We start from the raw sequence: 21,130 nt of genomic DNA on the forward strand, positions 1-21,130 counted from the left end.
GCTCTGCGGTTGGCCGGGCGGGGCCAGGGGTGGTTGCGGAGGTGGGAGTCGGTTTGCTCGTGTCGTTAAGCGTTGTCGCGAACGGCGTGAACCACCCCCAGCCCCTCCTTGACAAGGAGGGGAGTCGGAACGGCTCTCTGCATTGAATATTTGCAACGCTTTTGTGGCGAATCATCAATGCGTAAATTCAATTTTTGTTCCGGCCCGGCAGCCATGCCGGAAGCTGTACTGAAGCGGGCTCAGGCGGAATTGCTCGACTGGAATGGCCACGGCTGTTCGGTGATGGAGATCTCGCACCGTTCCGATGCCTTTGTTGAGCTGGCCGAAAGCGCTGAGCGCAAGCTGCGCGCGCTGATGAATATCCCGGACGATTACGCGGTGCTGTTCTGCCATGGCAGCGCAACGCACCAGTTTGCGATGATTCCGATGAATCTGCTGGCCGACGGCAAGACCGCGGATTACCTCAACACCGGTATCTGGTCCGACAAAGCGGTCAAGGAATCGAAGAAGTTTGGTCAGGTCAACGAGATCAAGGCGCTGGTCGAGCGCGATGGCGTATTCACCGTTACCGATCGCAGCGAGTGGAAATTAAGCGCCGATAGCGCTTACCTGCATTACTGCCCGAATGAAACCATTGGCGGTGTTGAGCTGCACAGCGTTCCGGTCGACGGCCGGGTGTTGGTGGCGGACATGTCGAGCTGCATTTTGTCGCGCCCGATCAATGTCCGCGACTACGGTCTGATTTACGCCGGCGCCCAGAAGAACATCGGCCCGGCCGGCATGACCATCGTGATCATCCGCAAGGATCTGATGGGCAAAGCCTCTGCCCGCACCCCGACGCTGTTTGATTACAAAGTGCTCGCGGACAACGGCAGCATGTACAACACGCCGCCGACCTGGGCCTGGTATCTGGCGGATCTGGTGTTCGACTGGATTGCCGAGCAGGGCGGTGTGCAGGCGATGGAAAAGCACAATGCTGCCAAAGCGGATGTGCTTTATGCCTGCATCGACAGCAATCCGTTTTATCGCAACCCGATCGCCAAACCGTTCCGGTCACGGATGAACGTGCCGTTCCGTTTGCACGACGAAGCCCTGAACGACAAATTCTTGCAGGAGTCGGAAGCGGCCGGCATGTTGGCCTTGGCGGGTCACCGTTCTGTCGGTGGTATGCGCGCCAGCATTTACAACGCAATGCCGATGGCCGGCGTGCAGACCTTGATAGAATTCATGACCGATTTTGCCAAGCGCAACGGTTGATGAATTCGCTGTGGGAGCGGGCTTTCTCGTTCCCACAGAACAAGAATGACAAGGCGGCGCAAGCCGCCTTCTTTCCAGATAAACCCGCTGCCGCCGGATCGCGGCCAGCCTCGCAACAGGTGAACACGATGAGCATCGATTTCTCGAAACTGGCCGTTGAAGGTGTCCGCACGCTGCATCCGTATCAGCCGGGCAAGCCGATCTCCGAGCTGGAGCGCGAGCTGGGCATCACCGACATCATCAAGCTGGCGTCGAATGAGAATCCACTTGGTCTGTCACCCAAGGCCAAAGCGGCGATTGAAGCCGAGATCAAGGACATCGCGCTGTATCCGGATGCCAATGGCTTTTACCTGAAAGACGCCATCTGCAAGCGCTTTGGTTTGAAGCATGAGCAATTGACGCTCGGCAACGGCTCGAACGATGTCATGGACATCGCGGTGCGTACCTTTGTTGGCACTGGTGACGAGGTGGTGTGCTCGCAATACTGCTTCATCGCCTTCCCAATCAGCGCGCAGGCGCAGGGCGCGAAAATCATCACGGTGCCGGCGAAGGCCGATTTCGGCCATGATTTGACTGCAATGCGCGCGGCGATTACGCCGAAAACCAAACTGGTCTACGTGGTCAACCCGAACAACCCGACTGGCAACTGGTTGCGCGCCGGCGAGTTGAAGGCGTTTCTCGACAGCGTGCCGCAAAACGTTATCGTCGTGTATGACGAAGCCTATTTTGAATACGCCGATGGCACGCCGGAATATCCGGATGCGTTCGGTTGGCTGAACCAGTACCCGAACCTGATCGTGCTGCGCACCTTCTCGAAGGCTTATGGTCTGGCGGCGCTGCGGGTCGGCTTTTCGGTGGCACAGCCGGAATGTGCCGGCTTGATGAACCGGGTGCGCCAGCCGTTCAACGTCAACTCGCTGGCGCTCGCGGCAGCGGTGGCGACGATGAATGATGCCGACTACATCAAGCGCGTGGTCGAGCTGAACAGACAAGGTATGCAGCAGTATCAGCAGGCGTTCGAAGCGCTGAAGCTCCATTACATTCCGTCGCTTGGCAATTTCATCACCGTCGATCTGGGTCGGCCGGCCGCGCCGGTGTATCAGGCGATGCTGCGCGAAGGCGTGATCGTGCGGCCGATTGGCAATTACGGCTTGCTGAACCATATCCGGATTTCGATTGGCCTGCCGGAGCAGAATGAGCGCTGCATTCGGGCGCTGAAGAAAGTGTTGGCGGGTTGAAGGCCGTCTCATAATTCTCCCCCTCTCCCCAACCCCTCCGCCGCGAGGGGGGAGGGGCTCAGGCGGGCATGCGGCGAATTGCAGAGTCGGAGCTACCTCCCGGCGAGCTCTTTCTCCCTCCCCCTTGACGGGGGAGGGCTGGGGAGAGGGTGAAACCCTCCGTTCGCAATGGTTGCCTGCTACCAAAGACAGCTACTGCCATGGTTTGGTCTGGCGCTCAGGCGCGTTTTAACGTACTCGCCTCTGAAACCCCCGTACACAGTTTTCGGTCCAAAACCCCGCCCCATTGTCACGGAACTCGCGTAGAATCGCGCCCGCTTTCCGGCACCCCGGCCGGACCGAATTCATTAGCTCCCGCTGGCCTGTTCCCGGCTGACGTGGGGCTCTTATATAAAGGATGTAGGCCATGACCAAAGCGGTTCCCGTCATTGCAATCGACGGTCCCGGCGGTTCGGGCAAGGGCACGATTGGCCTGCTGGTGGCCAAAGAGCTCAAGTTCCATTTTCTCGACAGTGGTGCGCTGTACCGGCTGGTTGGCCTGGCCGCCCGTCATCACGGCATTGCCGCTGACAACGAAGAAGCCCTGACCGTACTGGCTGGCCACATGGATGTCGCGTTTGCCGCCGGCAAGACCGGTGAGCCGCGGGTGTATCTGGAAGGTGAGGATGTCACCAACGACATCCGGACCGACGAAGTCAGCCAGCTGGCCTCGCAGGTCGCGGCGTTCCCGCGGGTGCGGGCGGCCTTGTTCGACCGGCAGCGGGCCTTTGCCAAAAGCCCGGGCCTGGTGGCCGATGGCCGCGATATGGGCACTGTGGTGTTTCCGGATGCCGACGTGAAGATTTTCCTGACCGCTTCGGCCGAAACCCGCGCCGAACGGCGCTTTAAGCAGTTGCAGTCGATGGGGTCCGGCGCTAGTATTGGCGACCTTTTGACCAGCATCCGGGACCGCGACGAGCGGGACCGCAACCGACCGGTCGCGCCTTTGCGGCCAGCGGATGATGCCATTGAGATCGACAGCTCCCACCTGAACATTGATCAGGTGCTGCAGCGGGTGCTCGAAGTGGTCCGTAACCGTCTGTCCGCAGAACCGGTTTCGGGTCAACGTTGAGCGTACTGCGCCAGGTGAGCCTCAAGGGCGGTTCGAGCCGACCCTGACCGAACAATAAAAAGGCTGCGCCGATCCGTCAGTGATCCGCGCGGCCTTGTGCTTTTCCGGTGGTCTGTCGCCTGAATGGTGCACCTCGTCCTCGCTCAAGCGGGGACCTTCAGCTACCGGGTAGCTGAACAAATTGAATTGAAGAATTCCGTGATTTGCCAGTTGGCAGCTCGCGGTGGGCGGTTCCCTTCATGGATTGAAACGGGACCATGTGCAGCAAGCCATCTCGTCGGGATGTTCGAGGTGTTTTGTATACCGATTAAGTGCGTCTTTTTTCCAACAAAGCGTTCTCTTAATCGTTTTCAGGACTGTCGCAATGAGCGAATCATTCGCCAAACTTTTTGAAGAATCCCTGGTTTCCGTAGAAATGCGTTCGGGCGCTGTTGTCCGCGGTGTCGTTGTCGACATCGGCCCTGACGTCGTTACCGTGCACGCTGGCCTGAAGTCGGAAGGCGTGATCCCGGTCGAGCAGTTCAAGAACGAAGCCGGCGAAATCGACGTCAAAGTCGGTGACGTGGTTGACGTTGTGCTCGAAGCCGTCGAAGACGGTTACGGTGAAACCCGCCTGTCGCGCGAAAAAGCCAAGCGTCAGGAATCGTGGATTGCTCTCGAGCGTTCTTTCACCGCCGGCGAAGCGGTTATGGGCATCATCACTGGCAAGGTCAAAGGCGGCTTCACGGTCGACATCAAGACCATCCGCGCGTTCCTGCCAGGCTCGCTTGTTGACGTACGTCCGGTGCGCGACACCACCCACCTCGAAGGCCGCGAACTCGAGTTCAAGGTCATCAAGCTCGACCAGAAGCGCAACAACGTTGTCGTTTCGCGCCGCGCCGTTATCGAAAGCGAATCGAGCGCCGAACGCGAACAACTCCTTGGCCAGCTGCAAGAAGGCATGGAAACCAAGGGCGTGGTCAAGAACCTCACCGATTACGGTGCGTTCGTTGACCTCGGCGGCATCGACGGTCTGTTGCACATCACCGACATGGCCTGGAAACGCGTCAAGCATCCGTCGGAAGTGGTCGAAGTCGGCCAGGAAATCCAGGTCAAGGTGCTCAAGTTCGATCGCGAGCGCAACCGCGTTTCGCTGGGCCTGAAGCAACTGGGCGAAGATCCGTGGGTTCAAATCAGCCGTCGTTACCCGGCTGGTGCCAAGCTGCGTGGCAAGGTCACCAACCTGACCGATTACGGCTGCTTCGTGGAAATCGAAGAAGGCGTCGAAGGTCTGGTGCACGTTTCCGAAATGGATTGGACCAACAAGAACATTCACCCGTCGAAAGTCGTTTCGGTTGGCGACGAAGTGGAAGTCATGGTCCTCGAAATCGACGAAGAGCGTCGCCGTATTTCGCTGGGTATCAAGCAGTGCGCTGCCAACCCGTGGCAAACCTTCTCGGCTACCCACAACAAGGGTGACCGCGTCTCCGGCAAGATCAAGTCGATCACCGATTTCGGTATCTTCATTGGTCTGGACGGTGGCATCGACGGCCTCGTGCACCTGTCGGACATTTCCTGGAACGAGACTGGCGAAGAAGCCGTCAAGAAGTTCAAGAAGGGCGACGATGTTGACGCCGTTGTCTTGGCCGTTGATGCCGAGCGCGAGCGCATCAGCCTGGGCATCAAGCAAGTCGAGAACGATCCGTTCGCGAACTACCTGGCCGCTCACGGCAAGGGCACCATTGTCTCTGGCAAGGTGACCGCTGTGGATGCCAAGGGCGCGACCCTGGATCTGGGCGAAGGCGTCGAAGGTTACATTCGCGTTTCCGAACTGACCCGCGAGCGCATCGAAGATGCCCGTAGCGCCGTCAAAGAAGGCGAGACCATAGAAGCCAAGTTCGTCGGCGTTGATCGCAAAGCCCGCACCATCTCCCTGAGCGTTCGCGCCAAGGACGAGCATGAAGAAGCTCGTGCCATTGCCGAACACAGCAAGGAAGATGATGCCGTGCCGGCGACCACCCTGGGTGACCTGATCAAGGCCCAGATGGCGAACCGCGAGTAAGGCTGCTTGCCCGTCAGGGTGAATGGCTCGGGCGCAAGCCCAACAAAAAAGCCGGCTGATGCCGGCTTTTTTGTTGTCTGCCGAATGCCTTTACCGAGTCAGCGGTGGCGGTTCACACCAGCCGCTAACACCAGCAGCGCTCCAGTTTGTCGTGGCCGGCTATCAATTGACCATGGAGGCCGGTAAGGAAATGCGTACCGGCAGACCAGATATAGGCATAAAGCCGGCGCGCTGACCCCACTTATCGGTCATTTTGCCCATTACCCGAAAAAATGCGCCTAAGTTGTTGAGTGGGCGTGCATTTCTGCTTTTATCGGGCCATAATGGCAAAATCGTAACCCCTTGACGGCAAAAGGAAAGCCGGATGACCAAGTCGGAGCTCATTGAGCGGCTTGCCGGTATGCAAGGCCAACTCAATGCGAAAGACGTCGAGCTGGTCGTGAAGACCTTGCTCGAACACATGGCCCAAGCCCTGGCCAAGGGCGAGCGCATTGAGATTCGTGGTTTTGGCAGCTTTTCGTTGCACTACCGTGCCCCGAGGGTTGGTCGTAATCCGAAGACCGGTGAGTCGGTCATGCTGGACGGCAAATACGTCCCGCATTTCAAGCCGGGCAAAGAACTGCGCAGCCGCGTCAACGGCGGCGTCGATATCATCGCCTTTGATGATGACGACGAAGACGATGGCGACGAGGATTGATTGAATGCGTCGCCTACTGATTTTCATCATTGTGGTCTTGTTGCTGATTGGCGGCTGGTTGTTCTCGGCAGCCAACGGTGGCGAAGTCACGGTCAACTACCTGATTGGCAACTTGACGGGCCGGCTGTCGTACTGGCTGCTCGGCGTCTTCCTTGCGGGCTTTCTGCTGGGCGTGCTGTATTGCGGCGCGGCGCTGGTCCGGGCGCGGCTGGTCAATCGGCGTCTGCGCGACCGGTTGGTGCAAACCGAGCAGGAATTGCAGAAACTGACCTCGGCTGCCAGCAAGGCAGCGCGTTGATTCTGACTCCGGTGACGGACCGGATCGCATGACACTTTCCTTCTGGCTTTGGGTACTGCTGGCGGCCGCACTCGGTTGGGTGTTCGGCCGTCGCTATGATCGACACAAGCAGGCCCGGCGCTCGGCGGAGCGCGCCAAGCGTTACTTCAAGGGCTTGTCGTATGTGCTGAATGATCAGCCGGACAAAGCCATTGATATGTTTGTCGAGCTGGTCAATGTCGATCCGGAAACGGTCGATACCCATTTCGCGCTCGGCAATCTGTATCGCCGCCGTGGCGAAACCGAACGTGCCATCCGTATCCACCAAAATATCCTGTCTAGGCTGCTGCTGCCGCCGGCCCATCGCAGTCACGCCCAATACGAGCTCGGACTCGATTATTTCGCCGCCGGCATTCTTGACCGGGCCGAGGAAATTTTTCTCGATCTGCAGCAGGACGGCGTCTACCGACGCTCCTGCCAGAAAGAGTTGCTGGCGCTGTATCAGCAAACCCGGGAATGGGACAAAGCCGCCAATATCGCGGACGCCATGCGCAATGAAGGCGCCGAAGATGCCGCACCGATGCTGGCGCATTTCTACTGCGAGCTGGCCGAGCAGGCATTGGCAGCGAACCGGTTTGAACTGACCCGGCAACGCTTGCAGACCGCGCTGGAGCTCGACGACAAATCCGTGCGTGCCAGCCTGGTGGCGGCCCGGGTCGCCATTGCCGAGCAGGATGACGCTGCTTTCGAGGCCAGTTTGCAGCGCATGCTGCAGCAGGACGCGACCTTGTTTGTGGAAGTGCTGGCCCTGTTGGAAATCTGGGGTAAACAGCACGCCGAGCGCGAGCGCCAGCTGCTGAACGAGGCCATTGCTGCCGGTGCCGGCGCCAGCGTGGTGCTGGCCTTGGCCGAGCGGATCCGCGCCAGCGATGGGGATCGCGCCACCGGTGAATACCTGATCACACAACTGAAGCTGCGCCCCAGTTTGCGCGAGTTGTTGAAGCTGGTTGAGCTGCATGTTCAGCACGCGCAGGGCAGCACGCGGGAGAGTCTGGCCCTGCTGCAAGATGTATTGCAGCGACTGGTTGCCAAATTGCCGCGCTACCGCTGCCGGCGCTGCGGTTTTCAGGGCAAACAGCTGCATTGGCGTTGCCCCAGTTGCAAGACCTGGAACAGCGTGCGGCCGGTGACCGGCATCGAAGGGGAATAATCGAGTGATTCCCTCTCCCGTCACGGGCGAGGGCAGCGAAATCAATTTATCGCGACTGGCTGCCCAGTGCGTGACGCAAACGAGACAAGATCATGACCGACCCGAAAATCATCGTCGCATTGGATTACGACCTCGAAGCCAAAGCGCTCGCGCTGGCCGATCAACTCGACCCGGCGCAATGCCGGCTGAAAGTCGGCAAAGAAATGTTCACCAAATTTGGCCCGTCGTTTGTCCGCGCCATTCAGCAGCGCGGCTTTCAGGTCTTTCTCGATCTGAAATTCCACGACATTCCGAACACCGTGGCGGGCGCGGTCAAATCGGCGGCCGATCTCGGCGTCTGGATGGTCAACGTCCACGCCAGCGGCGGCCCGAAAATGATGGTCGCGGCTCGCGAAGCGCTGCAAAGCTATGGCGCGCAAAAGCCGTTGCTCATCGCCGTCACGGTGCTCACCTCGTTTGATGCCGAGCAACTGGCGGCTATCGGTATCAACCGCAGCATCGACGATCAGGTGCTGTTGCTGGCCAAGCTGACCGAGCAGGCCGGGCTGGATGGCGTGGTCTGTTCGGCCCGGGAAGCGCCGGCGCTGCGTCAGCAGTCCCGGCCGGGGTTTGCCCTGATTACGCCCGGTATTCGTCCGGCTGGCAGTGCCGCCGGTGACCAGATCCGGACGCTGACGCCACAAGAGGCGCTGGCCGCCGGCAGCAGCTATCTGGTTATCGGCCGGCCCATCACCGGGGCGCCGGATCCGCGCATGGCTTTGTGCGAGATTGCTGATTCCTTGTAAGACGCTCTGGAGCCGCAAAACCGGTTCTCCTACCATGCGTTCCGTGCCCGGATGGCACGTGTTGCACTGGAATGTGCAAACGCCGCGAGCGCTGGACGCGCAGCAATGCGGCGCAACCCAATGGAAATGGAGACCCTCACATGCGTTACCTGATTGCTGCTGCCTCGCTGGCCCTGCTGACCCTGATTGCCCCGGCTCATGCCAACCCTTCGACTGGCAAGCCAACCGAAGTCGTGTCGGCCGATGCCAAAACCGCCGATGCCAAAGTCGAATCCCGGCTCAACATCAACACCGCGTCAGCCAAGGAACTGGCCAAGGGCATGAAGGGCATTGGCATCAAGAAGGCAGAGGCCATCGTTGCTCACCGTGAGGCCAACGGCCCGTTCAAGGCGGTTGAAGATCTGCTAAAAGTCAAAGGCGTTGGTCCGGCCACTTTGCAAAAGAATGCGGCCCGGATTGCAATTAAGTAAGCGGTTCACAAAAGCGTAAAAAAGGGCGTCGGATGACGCCCTTTTTGTTCGTGCCGGCTTACTGACGTGTCAGAAAATTTTCCAAATTATCAGCGGCTTTGCTATAGTTCGGCGGCAGTTTACAAATCGCTTCGAGGGCACGGATGTCCACACCAACACGCAGTACCCTGCTTCCCGTCATTTTGTCCGGCGGCGCCGGCACCCGCCTGTGGCCGCTTTCCCGCGAGCTTTACCCCAAGCAATTGTTGCCGTTGATTGGCGACATCAGCCTGTTGCAGCAAACCCTCAAACGCATTCAGCACGCCTCTTGGCCAATTCCTGTTGCCGAGCCGGCCATTGTCGCCAATCAGGAACACCGGTTTTTGATCGCCGAGCAATGCCGTGCGGTTGCCCAGCAGGCGCGCATCATTCTGGAGCCGGTGGGCCGCAACACCGCACCCGCGATGACAGTTGCTGCCCTGCTGCCAGAAACGCCTGACACGACGCTGCTGCTGGTGATGCCAGCGGATCACATCATCAACGATGAAGCGGCATTTCGGGCGGCGGTAAGCAAAGCCATTCCGACCGCGGAAGCGGGCAGTGTGGTGACGTTCGGCATTGTCCCGACCGAACCGCACACCGGTTACGGCTATTTGAAAACCGATGCTGAACTTGGCTCCGGTGTCTACAAACTGTCGGCGTTTGTCGAAAAACCCAATCGGGAAACCGCCGAGCAATTCTTGCAGCGTGGCGGTTATTACTGGAACAGCGGCATTTTTCTGGTGCGCGCGGATATCTGGTTGCATTGTGTCAATGCCCTGCAACCGACCATGCTGTCCGCGTGCAAAGCCGCACTCAGTCAAGCCAGTCACGATCTCGATTTCATCCGCTTGGACAAAGCCGCGTTTGCGCAGTCACCGTCCGATTCGATCGACTATGCCGTCATGGAGCGGCTTGCCGAAGTTGCCAACGGTCCGCGCGCGGCTGTGGTGCCGATGCAAGCCGGATGGTCGGATTTGGGTTCATGGCCGTCAGTCGCCGAACAGATGCCGGCGGATGCGCACGGCAACCGCACCCGTGGTGATGTGATCGCGGTGAAATCCACCAATAACCTGGCTTTGGCCGAACGGCGTTTGATTGCGCTGGTCGGTGTCGAAAATCTGATCGTGGTCGAAACCGCCGATGCCGTGCTGGTTGCCGACAGCTCACAAGCGCAAGCGGTGAAGGACGTTGTCCAGCAATTGCAGAAACAAGGTCGAAATGAGGCGGTTACCCATCGCCGCGTCTATCGCCCCTGGGGCAGTTATGAAGGCGTGGACGAAGGCGCGCGTTTCCAAGTGAAGCGCATCTCGGTCAACCCCGGCGCCTCATTGTCGTTACAGATGCATTACCACCGTGCCGAGCACTGGATCGTGGTGACCGGCACCGCCGAAGTGACCTGTGGCGATGAAACGTTTCTGTTGACCGAAAACCAATCCACGTTCATTCCGCTCGGCAAGACGCATCGGCTCAGCAATCCGGGCAAGGTGCCACTGGAAATGATTGAAGTGCAGTCCGGCGCCTATTTGGGCGAGGACGATATCGTCCGGTTTTCGGACAATTACGGTCGTTAGTTAGCGTCGCTCTGACAACACGCTAGTCGTCAGAGAACCCCTCACCCCTTGCGGGAGAGGGGCAGGGGAGAGGGGGCTCTCTCAGGTCAAAATGGCGCTAGAAAAACGCACTACATTTATTTTGACTTGTTCAGGATGTTCATCGTGCCACACAACAGAAAAATCGCCGTCATAGGCCTGGGCTACGTAGGCCTGCCCGTTGCGGTCGCCTTTGGTCGTCAAGCCGCCATTGATGGCAATCAGACCATCGGTTTCGACATCAACACCAAGCGCATCGCCGAACTCAAAACCGGCCAGGACCACACCGGCGAAGTGACCGCGGCGGAGCTTGCCGAAACCCGCATTCACTACACCAACCAAATCGACGAGCTCAAAAAAGCCGACTTCTTCATCGTTGCCGTGCCGACCCCGGTCGATGACGCCAACATCCCCGACCTGACCCCGATGCTCAAAGCCTCGGTCAGCGTCGGCAAAGCGCTCAAAAAAGGCGACATCGTCGTCTACGAATCCACCGTCTACCCCGGCGCCACCGAAGAAGACTGCGTACCGGTGCTCGAACGCGAATCCGGTTTGAAATGTGGTGTTGATTTCACCGTCGGCTACTCACCCGAACGCATCAACCCGGGCGACAAAGAACACACCTTCACCAAAATCAAAAAAGTCGTCTCCGGCCAAGATGCCAAAACCCTCGACATCGTTGCCGACGTCTACAGCTCCGTCGTCACCGCCGGCGTCTACCGCGCCGCCAGCATCAAAGTCGCCGAAGCCGCCAAAGTCATCGAAAACACCCAGCGCGATTTGAACATCGCCCTGATGAACGAACTCTCGCTGATATTCCACCGTATGGGCATCGACACCGTCGACGTCCTGCAAGCCGCCGGCACCAAATGGAACTTCTTGCCATTCCGGCCCGGCCTCGTCGGCGGTCACTGCATCGGCGTCGACCCGTTCTACCTCACCCACAAAGCGCAAAAACTCGGCTACCACCCGCAAGTCATCCTCGCCGGTCGGCAAGTCAACGACGACATGGGCCGCTTCGTTGCCCAGGAAGCCATCAAAGAAATGCTCAAAGCCGGCCGGCCGCTGCACGGTGCCCGCGTCGCCGTCCTCGGCCTCACCTTCAAAGAAGACTGCCCGGACCTGCGCAACAGCAAAGTCATCCACATCATCAACGAACTGCGCAGCTACGGCATCGAGCCCTTGGTGCACGACGCCATCGCCGACAAAGACGAAGCCAAACACGAATACGGCGTCGACCTCGTTGACCTGAACCAACTGAACAACCTCGACCACATCATCATCGCGGTCGCGCACAAACAATACAAAGCGCTCAGCGCCGAACAACTCAAAGCCATGCTGGCCCCGGGCGCTCGCATCTCCGACGTCAAGTGTGCGTTGGATCGTGAGGCGATGGGGAAGGTGGGTGTGGCGCTGTGGCGGCTTTGATGGGCCGCCCGCGTTCAATTTGATACAAGGATTTGATTGCTGATGAGTGCAGAACGTACTAAAAAACTCATTTACATGGTGGCGGGTGCTCGGCCCAATTTTATGAAAATTGCTCCGATTGTTCGCGCGCTCGATGCCAGGCAAGACCGCTTTACCTATCGCATTGTCCATACCGGCCAGCATTACGATCATGAAATGAGTGATGTGTTTTTCGAGGAGCTCGGCATTCCAAAGCCGGATTTTCACCTCGAAGCTGGCGGCGGCAGCCATGCCACGCAAACTGCCAAGATCATGGTTGGGTTTGAGGAAATCTGCCAGCGCGACCAACCGGATTGCGTGCTCGTGGTAGGGGATGTCAACTCGACGCTGGCTTGCTCCATCGTAGCGAAAAAATTGCACATTCCGGTTGCGCATGTGGAAGCCGGTCTGCGCAGCGGTGATCTGCGGATGCCGGAAGAAATCAATCGCCTGGTCACCGATGCCATTACCGACTGGTTCTTTGTCACCGAACCCTCAGGCCGTGAGCACTTGTTGCAAGAAGGTAAAGCACCGGATGTGGTCTATGACGTCGGCCACGTGATGGTGGACAACCTGCTGTTCCAGTACGCGCAGCTGCAACAAGGGCAATGCGGCGAGCTGTCCAGCAACAGCATCAAGCAGCAATTTTCCCGCTACGGCGTGATCACGCTGCATCGGCCGTCGAACGTCGATGATCCGGCGACCTTTGCCAAGTTGGCGCAGGCGCTGGTCAAGGCCTCGCAGGATTTGCCGCTGATTTTCCCGGTGCACCCGCGCACCCGGGCCAATCTGGAGAAGTTTGGTATTGATCTCGGCAGCAATGTGCTGCTGACCAAGCCGCTTTCGTACATGGATTTTCTGAACCTGTGGAAAGATGCCGTGGTTGTCGTCACCGACAGCGGTGGCCTGCAGGAAGAAACCACGGCGCTGGGCATTCCCTGCATCACGGTCCGTGAAAATACCGAGCGACCGGTGACGGTGGATGAGGGCACCAACACCCTTGTGGGCACCGACCCGGTGGCCATTTACTCCGCCATCAGCGCTGTGCTGCGTGGCGACGGTAAACACGGTCGTCGCCCCGCACTCTGGGACGGCAAAGCCGCCGAGCGCATTGTTTCGGTGTTGGACAAGGTGCTCGGCTAGCCATGAACCGCGCGCGACTCCTTCGACTGGCAACGCGAATGCGCAGCGCCCTGTTGAGCGGAGTCGGTCTCGCGTGGCTGTCGCTGTCGCCGGTGGCGGCCGACAGCGTAATGCCAGTCGAGCAGGCCAGCACCGCGGCTTTGCAGCAATCGGTGCAACACGCCTTTGACGAGTTCATGGCGCGGCTGGCCGCCGGCAGCAGAGGCGCAGTGCTGCTGCCGCCCGCTGATGCAATCGTCCGGCAATGGCTGGCGAACACGGCACTGGCTCGTCGTCTGGCCGGTGCCGACAACTGGCGCACCCTGACGCCGGAGCAGCAGCAACAGCTGGCGAGCGAAGTGACTCGAACGCTGGTGCGCTATCTGCTCGAAGCCTCCGCCCAATACAGTGGCCAGCAACTGAATCTTGAAACCATCGACGCGCCTTCCGCAAACCGGCGGTTGTTGCATTTGACCCTGCGTGGAGTCAGTGGTTTTGACGCCATCCCTGTCGTTATCGAACTCATTCAACAAAAAGCGGAATGGCGTGTAGCCGATTTCAGCGTCGAAGGCGTTACCTACACCGGCATGAAGCGTTGGCAATACGATGTGTTGTGGCGCACCGGTGGCTACGAGGCCTTCCTGAATCACCTCAAGACAAAAAATGACCTATTCTTTGCTGAAATCCAACCCGTGACGGCGACCGCTACTGCCGCTACCACCGGGAGTGCACAAGACAGGGGCGTAGACCTGCGCGTCAGCCCCGACGGAAAAAACGAATAGGACCAGTAAGGTCTTGCTTGTGGATGGCGTGCGCTGAACCCTTGATGAAAGGGGGGCAGAACGCCGACCCATTTGAATTTGATCAGTGGATAGAACAATGACAATGGTTCGTTATCTTCTTGCTGGTGCTCTGGCATTGGCTGCTTCGGTGACACAAGCTGCGCAATTGCCGAGTGGCATTACGCAACAGCAGATCGACATGTTCCGGCAATTGCCGCCGGCGGAGCAGGAGCGTCTGGCCAAGCAATATGGCGTGGATATCACTGCACTCCGGCAATCTGCCGGTGTCAGCAACACCGGGCAGCCGCTGAGCCAACCTGAGAATGTATTGCCGCGCCCTTATCCCTGGCAGGCGCAAATGCCTGTCGATGCCTGGGGCAACGGTGCGACCTATCAAGCGCCGCAGGCACCTGAGGGCTTGCAGCCCTTTGGCTACGACTTGTTTGCCGGTACCCCCACCACGTTTGCGCCCGCTACCGATATTCCGGTGCCGCCCGATTTTACCGTTGGCCCCGGCGACATCATCAACGTGCAGTTGTTTGGCAAACAAAGCGCCAGTTATGCACTGACCGTTGGTCGTGATGGCACCATCGCGTTTCCGGAGCTTGGCCCGATTGCCGTAGCCGGGCTCAGTTTCGCCAGCTTGCAGCAAACCTTGCAGAAGCGGGTGAGCCAGCAAATGATTGGCGTTGACGCCAACATCACACTCGGCGAGCTGCACAGCATTCGAGTGTTTGTTCTGGGGGATGCCTATCGCCCCGGCTCCTATACCGTCAGTGCGCTCTCCACTGTGACCAATGCCTTGTTTGTCAGCGGTGGCGTGCAAACCATTGGTTCTCTACGCAATATCGAAATCAAGCGCAGCGGCAAACTGATCGGCCGTTTTGATCTGTACGACCTGCTCTTGAAAGGCGACACCTCCGGCGATCTGCGATTGCAGCAGGGCGATGTGATCTTTATTCCACCGGTGGCCAACCGTGTGGGCATCGATGGCCAGATTCGCCGCCCGGCGCTGTATGAAATCAAGCCCGGCGAAACGGTGTCCGAGCTGGTGGCGATGGCGGGCGGCATGACCGCCGATGCCTATGCGCAATCCACCGTGCTCGAACGCATTGATGCCAAAAAGCTGCGCAGCATCAAAACCATTGATCTGACCCAGCACAATTCCGCCGCCACCCGTCTGCAAGATGGCGACAAGCTGACGGTTGCGTCGGTTGCCGAACAGGTGGAGGAGTCGGTGGAGCTGGTCGGCGCGGTTACCCGACCCGGTAAATATCAATGGTATGACGGCATCCGGGTGAGTGATTTGCTGCGGTCACGCGCGTCGGACCTGCAAGTCGATGTTGATCTGGACTACGCCGTTGTTGCCCGGGAAAAAAATTCACGCCGTGACATCACCGTACTGCAGTTCAGCCTCGACGGCGTGCTGAACCAGATTGGCAGCAAAGATGATCTGGTCCTGCAGCGTCGCGACCGCGTGCTGGTGTTCTCCAAACAAATGAATGATGTGCTCGGACCGGGCCAGTCGGCTTCTGCAATGGGCGCGTCGCTTGGCGGTTATACCAACAATTCCAATATATCCAATCAGCCGAGCAATCAGCTCAACAATCAGCCCTTTGGTGCGCAAGCATCGCAACAAGGTGCGGTACCAAATCAGACAACAGCACAAAATCAGCAGTCCGCCCAACCAGCACTGCAGCCGCAGCCCAACTCCGCCACGCCGTATTCAGGCAACACGCAGCAACAATACGTCAGCCAGCGCTATGGCAGCCAAAATCAAAACGCGGGCTTGTACTGGCCCGCGTCGCGTGGCGGTCTTAACCAGACGAATTCTGCCGACACGGCTACCAGAGATAACCGCCGGCAAACGTTGCTCGCCCCAGTGCTGATGAAGTTGCGTGACCAAAGCCGCTCGGGACAGGCGCTGGACACCGTGGAGATTAGCGGCAGTGTGCGCTTTCCCGGCATCTACCCGATGACTGAAGGCTTCACCTTGGCGCATCTGCTCACGGCTGCCGGCGGATTGACCGAAGCGGCCTACACGCTTGCGGCAGAAGTCACGCGAGTCAACCTAACCAACCCGAACGAAGCAACCGTAGACCATATTCCACTGGATTTACGCCAGATTCTTGATGCTCATGCCGCCAGCCCTGCATTGGTCAGTCGTGATCAAGTATTCATAAAGCAGATTCCCGAGTGGCAGGAACAGTTGACGGTTGAATTGCGCGGTGAGTTTGTATTTCCAGGCCGGTATACCATTCGGCGCGGCGAAACCCTTGCGCAACTGATAAAGCGTGCGGGTGGCTTCACTCAATATGCGGCTCCAGAAGGTGCGGTGTTTACGCGCGATGATCTGCGCAAGCAAGAGTCGCAGCGCATAGCGGAGCTTCAGGCGCAACTGCAAAGTCAGGTTGCTGCGGCATCGCTCTCTGCATCAGCAGGGACGGCACCAACAAGACCTGGTGTTGATGCGGAACAGGCGACACGCGCCGCAGGATTGCTGGCACAACTGGAAAAAACCCAGGCCGTCGGCCGTCTGGTCATTGACCTGCCGCTCATCGTGACCAGTGCGGAACATGACATTCAGCTCGAGTCTGGTGATCTGCTGGTGGTGCCGCCACGCCGTCAGACGGTATCCGTGGTTGGAGAAGTGCAGTACTCCACGTCCCATGTATTTGCTGACGACCTGAATTACGAAGACTACATCGAGCGTAGTGGGGGGCTTGCGGCTCGTGCCGATGAGAACCGCATTTATATTGTTCGTGCAAACGGTCAGGTTTCCCTACCTAACAGTGGCGGGGGTTGGTTTGGCAAGAAAGGTGTTGCCATGCAGCCCGGAGATACCATTGTGGTGCCGTTGGATACCGAATACATGTCACCGCTTCCACTGTGGACCTCTGTTACACAGATCATTTACCAGTCTGCAATTGCGATTGCTGCAATTAGTAGTCTGTAACTCATAACTCGTCGGTGAAAATATTAAATGAGTACCAATGTCGAAAAAGAAATCGATATTTCGGACCTAATCAGTCGAGTTTGGGAAAGGAAAGTCCCGATACTCACTCTGACCGGAATTTTAGCCATCGCCCTGATGCTTGTGAGTTTAATGCTTCCCAACAAGTACAAGTCAGAGGCGATCCTTGCATCAAATCAGTCATCTGACGCCATGGCGAGCGGGTTGCTGGCGCAGTTTGGTGGTTTAGCCGGGATTGCAGGAATCGATCTTGGCGGTCCTTCTACGGACCCAACTGTTATTGCACTAAAGACATTGGAATCAGGTGAGTTTCTAGCACAGTTTATTGACAAGCATTCCCTTAAGGTCGCGCTTATTGCATCTGACGGATGGGATCAAAGCAAGGGGGTATGGGTTATAGATCCTTCTATATATGATGAAAAAAGTGGCAATTGGGTTCGTGATGTTACTTTTCCCAAGCAAAAAATTCCAAGTGACGTTGAGGCTGTGAAGGAGTTTAGAAAGCTATTTTCTGTTACGCAGGACAGAAAGACGTCCCTGATCACTGTTTCGGTAATAACTGAATCTCCCTCCATTTCTAAAGCATGGGTCGACGCTCTCGTAAGCGATGCGAATCAATACATTCGTGAACGTGCTATTGCTGAAGCAAATAAGAGCATTGAGTTTTTGACAAAAAAAGTAGGTGAAACAACGGTTGCCGAGTTTCAATCTGCTTTTTCAAAGCTGATTGAGCAGCAGATGAAAACCTCAATGCTTGCAAGCGTAAGAGAGGACTATGCATTTAAGGTGGTCGACCCCGCATTTTTGCCTGAGGAGAAATACAGCCCCAATCGAGTATTCATTTGTCTCGCCGGAACATTTATTGGCTTTTTTCTTTCAACGTTCATTGTCCTGTTGATGGGGAGAAGACGTAATGCAATTTCACCTAGTGACGGAAGAGCAGATAGTTGAGGTGAAAACAAGTGATCGAAGGTAGGCGTGTATTGGCAGTTGTCCCAGCGAGAGGTGGGAGCAAACGCTTGCCAGGAAAAAATATCAAACTTCTGGCTGGGAAGCCTTTGATCAGCTGGACAATCGATGCCGCACTCAGGTCGAGTTACATTGACATGATCGTGATTAGTTCAGACAGTGATGAGATTCTTGATGTGGCCGCTAGATACGACGGCGTCCGTCTGCACAAACGTTCCGAGTTACTTGCAAGTGATACTGCAAAAACAGTTGATGTCGTCCTCGATGTGATTTCATCGCTTGCAGAAAACGGCCACCTATTTGACGATGTTGTTATCCTGCAGCCCACATCACCACTACGAAGTCATACGCACATCGATGAATCTCTGGAGAAAAAAATCAGAGAAAAATGCGATGGAGTCGTGTCGGTTTGTGAGGTTGAACACAACCCTCTGTGGGCTAACACCTTGCCAGAAAATCTATGCATGGAAGGGTTCATTCGGGATGATGTGATAGGTAAGAGAAGTCAGGATTTGCCTGTTTATTATCGCATTAATGGTGCCATCTATGCTTTCAGTGTCATGAAGATTGCAGGCAGTCGCGAGATCTTCTTTAACGACAAGGTTTTTGCTTACGTTATGAGTCGGGATAGTTCTGTTGATATTGACGTAATCTTTGATTTTAAACTGGCTGAAACCCTGATCTCCTTTCGGTGAGTTGAGCATGTCGACAAAAAAAAATGTGGCTTTGGTTGGGGCTGGTCAGATAGGGCGACGGCATTTGCAGTCGCTTTTCAATTTAGAAAGCGAAATTTCTATTGATGTCATAGATCCAGCCAGCCATTCGCTTGAGATGGCAAAGGTGGATTTCGATAGTCTTAGCTCTGAAAGAATGGTGCGATTTTTTCAGTCCATCCAGGAGATTGACGAGCAGTACGATTTTGCGATATTCGCTACTGGCGCTGCGGTAAGGTTGGCGACCTTTCGAGATTTTTCTGAACGTAGCTTGGCCAAGGCCATTCTTTTTGAAAAGGTTCTGTTTCAGTCAGTGGCCCAGATCAACATTGCAAACGAGTTGCTATTGAAAGTATCTGGTAGGGCGTGGGTGAACTGTCCTCGTCGCATGTATGAAGTCTATCGCATGTTGAAGCAGCGAATTGGTCACTCTGATGTGATTGATATGGTGGTTGATGGTGTCGGCTGGGGTTTGGCATGTAATTCGATTCATTTTATTGACCTTTGGTCATATTTGATAGGGTCGACTGAGTACTCTCTAGACGTTTCTGATCTTATTCCTAAGGTCTTTGAAAGTAAGCGTCCGGGATACAAAGAGATATTTGGTGTTATGCAAGCCAGGTCTGGCAGCCACTCTCTTAAGCTTAGTTGCTCAGATGCAGAACATCAGCCGTTTGCATTAATTCGAATCTCTACGGATGCCTTGGATATCAAGATTTCCGAAAGAGATGGCGTTATGGCGATAATGGATAAAAATGGCAGAGAGCTAGAAAAAATATCATTTCGTACCCCTTATCAAAGCGAGCTTACGGCCCGCTTTATTGAGGGGGTTCGACACGATGGAGTTTCTGACTTAACCCGATTCGAGGATTCCGCATTGCTGCACAAAGTATTTTTGGAGGCGCTTTTGACCCATTTTCAGAGATACGGAGATGTCTCAAGGGATAACGACATTTGTCCCATAACTTGATGTGAGAAAAAACGTGATTCTTTTGGTTGGTTGTGGGCCTATGGCCATCAGTTATGCCCAAGTTCTGGTTGAAATAGGTGTTGAATTTGTGGTTGTCGGACGCAGTGCTAGGTCTGCTCAGGTTTTTAAAGATGCAGTTGGTAAAGCCCCGATTTCTGGTGGCGTTGAGCTTTTTCTTCAGAACTGTCGTCAGCGAATTGATATGGCCATTGTGGCGGTTGATGTCTTTTCACTTGCTTCCGTTTGCGCAAATTTGATTTCCTGCAATGTAAACAAGATACTTGTTGAAAAGCCAGGTGCATACTGTTTAAGTGAGCTTATTCAGCTCAACAAATTGGCTGAAAAGGCAGGAGCTCAGGTATATGTTGCCTACAACAGGAGGTTCTATGCATCAGTACAGGCCGCAAAGAGATACATACTAGAAGATGGCGGTGTAAGCAGCTTCTCTTTTGAGGTGTCAGAATGGGGGGGGAGGGTTTCTAAGGTCAGTAACCACCCGGCCGTTAAAGAGAATTGGTTTCTTGCAAATACTTCTCATGTTGTTGATTTGGCTTTTTACTTGGGGGGGCAGCCTAAGGACATTGATTGTCGGACAAGTGGTAGCCTCGCATGGCATCCTGCTTCGTCAATTTTTTCTGGTAGTGGTGTCTCTTATTCTGGAGCTCTTTTTTCCTACTCAGGTAATTGGGTTGCGCCGGGTAGATGGTGCTTAGAGGTCCTCACTTCTCAGCGGCGACTTGTATTTCGCCCATTGGAAACGCTCAAGATTCAAAATATCGGTTCGATGGACCTGATTGATGATGTCTTTGATGATTCGATGGATAAGAAATTTAAGCCAGGCTTATATCTTCAAGTCTCGAAGTACATCCACGGAGACTTGTCCTCGTTCCCCGCTCTGTCAGAGCACGTAAAGCTTGCGACGATTTATGCAAGGATGGCGGGATATGAGACACGATAGAGATGCTCATTTTGATGCCTCCTCAGTACATGTATATTTCGTTGAGGCGCCTTTTCAACTTATTTCGGCCATATCCTGTAGAAGCAGGCACTTAGGCAGAGGTTGGCTTGTGCTGAGACTAGGTAAAAATAACAAGAATAATGATCAGTTGCTTGCCGTCGTTCAGCGCCTTGTTCGTCCGAGTGATTTCGAATGCGTAATTTCGCAGCGAGCAACAAACCATATTGAAATGGCTGGATTGCTTCTCCGTGTTTTTCTCAAGAAGGTTGTTCAGCGTGTCAACTTTTTTAGTATTGGGGTCGGAGACTATCGGTCGGGCCTCGCCCGAGTAATAGCTGGATTGTTTTCTTGTCGCAACCTTATATTGCTTGACGATGGTGTTGCATCCCTTGGTGTTTATAAGGTGGTGGGGAGGAAGATTGTTGCGCAGGATTTCGACCAGCATTCAGAGACGCACTCCGTTCAGAAGCTATTCTCGCTGAATAAGTATTTTTCGAGAA

General features: G+C 56.0%; 19 protein-coding genes and 1 pseudogene. 19 read left to right on the forward strand and 1 reads right to left on the reverse strand.

What is annotated here, in order from left to right:
* The first annotated feature begins 177 nt into the window (after positions 1–177).
* The 19 genes and pseudogenes from serC to HPT27_RS10225 all read left to right on the forward strand — a co-directional run bounded on the left by serC (position 178) and on the right by HPT27_RS10225 (position 20,630).
* Positions 178–1,257, forward strand: coding sequence for a 3-phosphoserine/phosphohydroxythreonine transaminase (serC, locus tag HPT27_RS10140; protein WP_172242604.1), 1,080 nt, complete (start codon positions 178–180; stop codon positions 1,255–1,257).
* A gap of 128 nt (positions 1,258–1,385) precedes the next feature.
* The gene (hisC, locus tag HPT27_RS10145; RefSeq protein WP_172242607.1) at positions 1,386–2,495 is read left to right on the forward strand and encodes a histidinol-phosphate transaminase; all 1,110 of its coding nucleotides are present in this window, start codon (positions 1,386–1,388) and stop codon (positions 2,493–2,495) included.
* Between the two features lie 406 nt (positions 2,496–2,901).
* Positions 2,902–3,606 carry a (d)CMP kinase gene (gene cmk / locus HPT27_RS10150; protein WP_172242610.1) on the forward strand — a complete coding sequence of 235 codons (705 nt, stop codon included), beginning with the start codon at positions 2,902–2,904 and terminating at the stop codon, positions 3,604–3,606.
* Between the two features lie 364 nt (positions 3,607–3,970).
* Entirely contained in the window at positions 3,971–5,647 is a 1,677-nt protein-coding gene (rpsA, locus tag HPT27_RS10155; protein WP_172242613.1) for a 30S ribosomal protein S1, read from the forward strand.
* A gap of 364 nt (positions 5,648–6,011) precedes the next feature.
* Complete coding sequence (ihfB, locus tag HPT27_RS10160; RefSeq protein ID WP_172242616.1) at positions 6,012–6,344, forward strand: integration host factor subunit beta; 333 nt, start codon at positions 6,012–6,014, stop codon at positions 6,342–6,344.
* A 4-nt stretch (positions 6,345–6,348) separates the two neighbouring features.
* Positions 6,349–6,642: a LapA family protein gene (locus HPT27_RS10165; RefSeq protein WP_172242619.1), complete on the forward strand. Its 294-nt coding sequence runs from the start codon at positions 6,349–6,351 to the stop codon at positions 6,640–6,642.
* Between the two features lie 28 nt (positions 6,643–6,670).
* Positions 6,671–7,831: a lipopolysaccharide assembly protein LapB gene (lapB, locus tag HPT27_RS10170; RefSeq protein ID WP_172242622.1), complete on the forward strand. Its 1,161-nt coding sequence runs from the start codon at positions 6,671–6,673 to the stop codon at positions 7,829–7,831.
* A 92-nt stretch (positions 7,832–7,923) separates the two neighbouring features.
* Positions 7,924–8,616 (forward strand): orotidine-5'-phosphate decarboxylase, encoded by a 693-nt coding sequence (pyrF, locus tag HPT27_RS10175; protein ID WP_172242625.1) that lies wholly within the window; start codon positions 7,924–7,926, stop codon positions 8,614–8,616.
* A gap of 140 nt (positions 8,617–8,756) precedes the next feature.
* Positions 8,757–9,086, forward strand: a complete 330-nt coding sequence (locus tag HPT27_RS19615; protein WP_172242628.1) for a ComEA family DNA-binding protein — start codon at positions 8,757–8,759, stop codon at positions 9,084–9,086.
* A 143-nt stretch (positions 9,087–9,229) separates the two neighbouring features.
* A complete protein-coding gene (locus tag HPT27_RS10185; RefSeq protein ID WP_172242631.1) occupies positions 9,230–10,678 on the forward strand; it encodes a mannose-1-phosphate guanylyltransferase/mannose-6-phosphate isomerase in 1,449 nt (482 codons plus the stop codon).
* 135 nt (positions 10,679–10,813) lie between these two features.
* Positions 10,814–12,124: a nucleotide sugar dehydrogenase gene (locus HPT27_RS10190; protein ID WP_172245280.1), complete on the forward strand. Its 1,311-nt coding sequence runs from the start codon at positions 10,814–10,816 to the stop codon at positions 12,122–12,124.
* A 75-nt stretch (positions 12,125–12,199) separates the two neighbouring features.
* Positions 12,200–13,285: a non-hydrolyzing UDP-N-acetylglucosamine 2-epimerase gene (gene wecB / locus HPT27_RS10195; RefSeq protein WP_268935785.1), complete on the forward strand. Its 1,086-nt coding sequence runs from the start codon at positions 12,200–12,202 to the stop codon at positions 13,283–13,285.
* A 38-nt stretch (positions 13,286–13,323) separates the two neighbouring features.
* On the forward strand, positions 13,324–14,046 hold the full coding sequence (locus HPT27_RS10200) for a Tgt2/MlaC family protein (RefSeq protein ID WP_172242637.1): 723 nt from the start codon (positions 13,324–13,326) through the stop codon (positions 14,044–14,046).
* A gap of 358 nt (positions 14,047–14,404) precedes the next feature.
* A pseudogene (locus tag HPT27_RS19710) lies at positions 14,405–14,689 on the forward strand (polysaccharide biosynthesis/export family protein); the annotation flags it as partial.
* A 36-nt stretch (positions 14,690–14,725) separates the two neighbouring features.
* The gene (locus HPT27_RS10205) at positions 14,726–17,002 is read left to right on the forward strand and encodes a polysaccharide biosynthesis/export family protein (protein WP_235950868.1); all 2,277 of its coding nucleotides are present in this window, start codon (positions 14,726–14,728) and stop codon (positions 17,000–17,002) included.
* A 27-nt stretch (positions 17,003–17,029) separates the two neighbouring features.
* On the forward strand, positions 17,030–17,971 hold the full coding sequence (locus HPT27_RS10210) for a Wzz/FepE/Etk N-terminal domain-containing protein (RefSeq protein ID WP_172242643.1): 942 nt from the start codon (positions 17,030–17,032) through the stop codon (positions 17,969–17,971).
* A gap of 11 nt (positions 17,972–17,982) precedes the next feature.
* Complete coding sequence (locus tag HPT27_RS10215; RefSeq protein WP_172242646.1) at positions 17,983–18,684, forward strand: acylneuraminate cytidylyltransferase family protein; 702 nt, start codon at positions 17,983–17,985, stop codon at positions 18,682–18,684.
* Between the two features lie 7 nt (positions 18,685–18,691).
* Complete coding sequence (locus HPT27_RS10220) at positions 18,692–19,672, forward strand: Rossmann-fold NAD(P)-binding domain-containing protein (protein WP_172242649.1); 981 nt, start codon at positions 18,692–18,694, stop codon at positions 19,670–19,672.
* A 13-nt stretch (positions 19,673–19,685) separates the two neighbouring features.
* Positions 19,686–20,630 carry a Gfo/Idh/MocA family protein gene (locus tag HPT27_RS10225; protein WP_172242652.1) on the forward strand — a complete coding sequence of 315 codons (945 nt, stop codon included), beginning with the start codon at positions 19,686–19,688 and terminating at the stop codon, positions 20,628–20,630.
* 118 nt (positions 20,631–20,748) lie between these two features.
* Here HPT27_RS10225 and HPT27_RS10230 read toward each other — a convergent pair whose 3' ends face one another.
* Positions 20,749–21,075 carry a hypothetical protein gene (locus tag HPT27_RS10230; protein WP_172242655.1) on the reverse strand — a complete coding sequence of 109 codons (327 nt, stop codon included), beginning with the start codon at positions 21,073–21,075 and terminating at the stop codon, positions 20,749–20,751.
* Positions 21,076–21,130: the final 55 nt, after the last annotated feature.

The organism is Permianibacter fluminis (genome assembly GCF_013179735.1).
GTDB lineage: Bacteria > Pseudomonadota > Gammaproteobacteria > Enterobacterales > Permianibacteraceae > Permianibacter > Permianibacter fluminis.

Bases quoted from the DNA above. Each gene is read 5' to 3' on its own strand.
- serC (WP_172242604.1), top strand. From the start codon at position 178: ATGCGTAAATTCAATTTTTGTTCCGGCCCGGCAGCCATGCCGGAAGCT.
- hisC (WP_172242607.1), top strand. From the start codon at position 1,386: ATGAGCATCGATTTCTCGAAACTGGCCGTTGAAGGTGTCCGCACGCTG.
- cmk (WP_172242610.1), top strand. From the start codon at position 2,902: ATGACCAAAGCGGTTCCCGTCATTGCAATCGACGGTCCCGGCGGTTCG.
- rpsA (WP_172242613.1), top strand. From the start codon at position 3,971: ATGAGCGAATCATTCGCCAAACTTTTTGAAGAATCCCTGGTTTCCGTA.
- ihfB (WP_172242616.1), top strand. From the start codon at position 6,012: ATGACCAAGTCGGAGCTCATTGAGCGGCTTGCCGGTATGCAAGGCCAA.
- HPT27_RS10165 (WP_172242619.1), top strand. From the start codon at position 6,349: ATGCGTCGCCTACTGATTTTCATCATTGTGGTCTTGTTGCTGATTGGC.
- lapB (WP_172242622.1), top strand. From the start codon at position 6,671: ATGACACTTTCCTTCTGGCTTTGGGTACTGCTGGCGGCCGCACTCGGT.
- pyrF (WP_172242625.1), top strand. From the start codon at position 7,924: ATGACCGACCCGAAAATCATCGTCGCATTGGATTACGACCTCGAAGCC.
- HPT27_RS19615 (WP_172242628.1), top strand. From the start codon at position 8,757: ATGCGTTACCTGATTGCTGCTGCCTCGCTGGCCCTGCTGACCCTGATT.
- HPT27_RS10185 (WP_172242631.1), top strand. From the start codon at position 9,230: ATGTCCACACCAACACGCAGTACCCTGCTTCCCGTCATTTTGTCCGGC.
- HPT27_RS10190 (WP_172245280.1), top strand. From the start codon at position 10,814: ATGTTCATCGTGCCACACAACAGAAAAATCGCCGTCATAGGCCTGGGC.
- wecB (WP_268935785.1), top strand. From the start codon at position 12,200: ATGGTGGCGGGTGCTCGGCCCAATTTTATGAAAATTGCTCCGATTGTT.
- HPT27_RS10200 (WP_172242637.1), top strand. From the start codon at position 13,324: ATGCGCAGCGCCCTGTTGAGCGGAGTCGGTCTCGCGTGGCTGTCGCTG.
- HPT27_RS10205 (WP_235950868.1), top strand. From the start codon at position 14,726: ATGATTGGCGTTGACGCCAACATCACACTCGGCGAGCTGCACAGCATT.
- HPT27_RS10210 (WP_172242643.1), top strand. From the start codon at position 17,030: ATGAGTACCAATGTCGAAAAAGAAATCGATATTTCGGACCTAATCAGT.
- HPT27_RS10220 (WP_172242649.1), top strand. From the start codon at position 18,692: ATGTCGACAAAAAAAAATGTGGCTTTGGTTGGGGCTGGTCAGATAGGG.
- HPT27_RS10230 (WP_172242655.1), bottom strand. From the start codon at position 21,075: ATGCTGGTCGAAATCCTGCGCAACAATCTTCCTCCCCACCACCTTATA.